The 2,914-nt window shown below is 70.1% G+C and carries 3 protein-coding genes; all 3 read left to right on the top strand.

Going from position 1 to position 2,914, the window contains the following annotated elements:
- Positions 1-92 precede the first annotated feature (92 nt).
- Positions 93-836 (top strand): hypothetical protein, encoded by a 744-nt coding sequence (locus AB1634_19260; GenBank protein ID MEW6221652.1) that lies wholly within the window; start codon positions 93-95, stop codon positions 834-836.
- A 187-nt stretch (positions 837-1,023) separates the two neighbouring features.
- A complete protein-coding gene (locus AB1634_19255; GenBank protein MEW6221651.1) occupies positions 1,024-1,851 on the top strand; it encodes an exopolysaccharide biosynthesis protein in 828 nt (275 codons plus the stop codon).
- Positions 1,852-1,883: 32 nt separating this feature from the next.
- The coding region (locus tag AB1634_19250) for an AAA family ATPase (protein ID MEW6221650.1) at positions 1,884-2,914 on the top strand (1,031 nt) is incomplete at its 3' end.

Here is a 2,914-nt window from a genome sequence, read left to right as displayed (position 1 = left end):
TGAGGCGGGGCGAAGGTCGAATATCGAACAAGGAATGTCCAACCGCCAGAAGGGACCGGATGAACGGATCTGAAGTCCCCATAAGGAGAGCCATGCGCCGCATCATCCTGTCCGGGCTGCTGGCAGCCCTCGCCACCACCATGGCCGGCCCGGCCCGGGCCGAGCTCATCGACCGGGGCGGCGGCCTCATCTACGACACTGATCTCAACATCACCTGGCTTCAGGACGCCAACTACGCCGTCACCTCCGGCGTCCACCCGGACGGCCGCATGACCTGGGAGGAGGCCGTGCAGTTCGTGACCGACCTCCAGTACCCGGATCCGATCCGGAACAGGGTCTGGGACGACTGGCGCCTGCCATCGGCCAGGAACCGGGACGGCAGCGGTCCGGATCCCGGCTACTACACCCGGAGCAGCGAGCTGGGGCATCTGTTCTACACCACCCTGGGGAACGCCGGCCTCTACAAGGAGGACGAGGTGCTGGCCCGGCGGCAGCAGGCCCGGCGACCGGCCCTGCCCCGACCGCCGCCGCTCAAGCCCCAGGCCGAGTATGGGCTCAGAAACCGGGGACCCTTCCTGAATCTGATGGCCGCGGAGTACTGGGCGGCCGACCAGGCCATGAAGGAATCCCCGAAGGATGACCTCTATCCCCGCAATGCCTGGGACTTTTTCATGGATACGGGCGCCCAGTTCTATTGCGACAAATGGGATCACTGGTACTTCGTCTGGCCGGTGCGGGACGGAGATGTCGGGCCGCCACCGGTCGAGGGGGACAAGCCAGCGGTCGAGGCGGCGCAGGAGCCAGGGATCACAGGTGCAGGGCGAACCGCAGAATGATCGGGTGCGCCCCGCGCATGGCAGCCCCCAGGTCCCATGATTCCCATGATTCCCATAGCTCCCATGGACCTGTGGGACCTAAAGGACTTATGGGACCTATGAGATCTATGGGACCGCTCTCAAGAAACGCCGGGCGTCACGCCGGCGCCTTCGACATTCGCTTCGCTCATTCGGGAGGACGCTCGTCATGTACAACGTCAAGGAGATTCTCCGCCGGGCCGGCATGGAGCCGAATCCGCTTGCCGTGGCCGGGCGACCGGCCCCGGTGGCGGCCGAGCGCCACGCCTGCCGGGCGGCCCCGGTGCCGGTCTACACCCGCACCCGGGTGCAGCCGGTGGCTGCCGCCACCCTGGCCGGCAACCGGATCTTCGCCGTCGATCCCGGCCACCGCATGGCGGACGAGATCAGGCTGCTGCGCACCCAGGTGCTGCAGCGGCTGCGGGCTGGCCGGCTCAGCACCCTGCTCGTCACCGGCTTCGGCCATGGCCACGGCGCCAGCACCGTTGCCGCCAACCTGGCGGTGAGCATCTCCCTGGACGCCCGGCAAACCACCCTTTTGGTGGGGCTGGACTTCCGGCGGCCGACCCTGGAGCGGCTCTTCGCCCTGCCGCCACCGGTGGTGGGTCTGGTGGCCCATTTCGAGGACCGGGTGAGTCTGGAGGAGGTGTTCGTCAACCCCGGCATCGACAAGCTGACCCTCCTGCCCGCCGGCGGTCTGCTGCCCCAGGCGCCGGAGGTGCTGGGCTCGCCCCGCATGGAGGCCCTGGTGCGGGAGCTGAAAGAGCGCTATCCGGACCGGGTGATCGTTTTCGACGCCCCCAGCCTGTCCGGCTGTCCGGACACCCTCATCTGCTCCGACTACGTGGACGCCATCCTCCTGGTGGCCCGCGCCGGCCGCACCAGCCAGGGACAGGTCCGGGAGGCCGTGAAGATTCTGCCCCGGGGCAAGGTGCTGGGCACGGTCCTGAACGCCGCCCCAACCAACGGCCGGGACAACGGAAAGCCAGCCCGGTAACGCTGCCGCCTTTTGTGCAAGGAGATCTGATCATGTACCAGAGCCTTTTCGGCCTCACCCGGCGTCCCTTTGCCCTCACCGCCGATCCCTTCTTCCTCTACGCCAGCCCGGACCACGACGAGGCCCTGGCCCACCTGACCTACGGACTTCAGGACAATGCCGGCCTCATGCTGCTCACCGGTGCCCCGGGCTGCGGCAAGACCACCATCGTCCGGGCTCTTTGCGGCCAGTTGGACGACCGCCGGGCCCTGGTGCTCCTGGAGAGCCCCAACCTGAGCCCGGCCGAGCTGATCGCCGCCATCGTGGCCGACCTGGGTGGCCCGGTGGCGGACAGCAAGGCCGCCAACCTGCGGGCCCTGGACCAGGCGGTGGCGGATCTGAACCGGCAAGGCCGCCCGGTGCTCCTGGTGGTGGACGAGGCCCAGAGCCTGCCGGCGGACAGCCTCGACGAGCTGCGGATGCTCGGGAGCCGCCAGCAGGGGGACCGGTTCCTCATCCAGATCCTCCTGGCCGGCCAGCCGGCCCTGCGGGAGGCACTGGGCCAGCCGGAGCTTGCCTCCCTGCGGCAGCGGATCGGCGTCGCCTGCCACTTGGCCGCCCTGCCGCCCCATGAGGTGGCCGCCTACATCCTCCATCGCCTGCACCTGGCCGGCGCCGCCGAGCCGGCAGCCGTCTTCACGCCCGCCGCGCTGGAGCTGGTGAGCCGGCAGAGCCAAGGCATCCCGCGGCTGGTGAGCGCCTTGTGCGACGCCGCCCTCCTGGCCGCCTTCGGCGACGGCTGCCGGCAGGTGGACGGCCCGCTCATGCACAAGGTGATCGCCCTCCATGCCGCCAGCAGCTGGGACGCCGGCGGAGCGGCACCGGCGGAGGCGGCCGAGGCGCCTGGCACCAAGCCCGGGGCGGTGCCGGACGCCGGCGTCGAGGCCCGCTGGCGGCATGAGGAAAGCCCCTTGCCGGCGGCCGTTCCGCCGCCGCCCCAGGCGCCGGTCCCGGCCGCTGCCCCCGAGGCGACCGGCTACCAGCCGGCCTTTGTCCATGTCCCCATGCAGCCGAAGGCCGGCGC

This window comes from Thermodesulfobacteriota bacterium, assembly GCA_040755095.1.
Taxonomy (GTDB): Bacteria; Desulfobacterota; Desulfobulbia; order Desulfobulbales; family JBFMBH01; genus JBFMBH01.
The sequence above is the reverse complement of the archived record's forward strand: the minus strand, read 5'-3'. Positions and strand labels throughout refer to the sequence as shown.

Bases quoted from the DNA above. Each gene is read 5' to 3' on its own strand.
- AB1634_19255 (MEW6221651.1), top strand. From the start codon at position 1,024: ATGTACAACGTCAAGGAGATTCTCCGCCGGGCCGGCATGGAGCCGAAT.
- AB1634_19260 (MEW6221652.1), top strand. From the start codon at position 93: ATGCGCCGCATCATCCTGTCCGGGCTGCTGGCAGCCCTCGCCACCACC.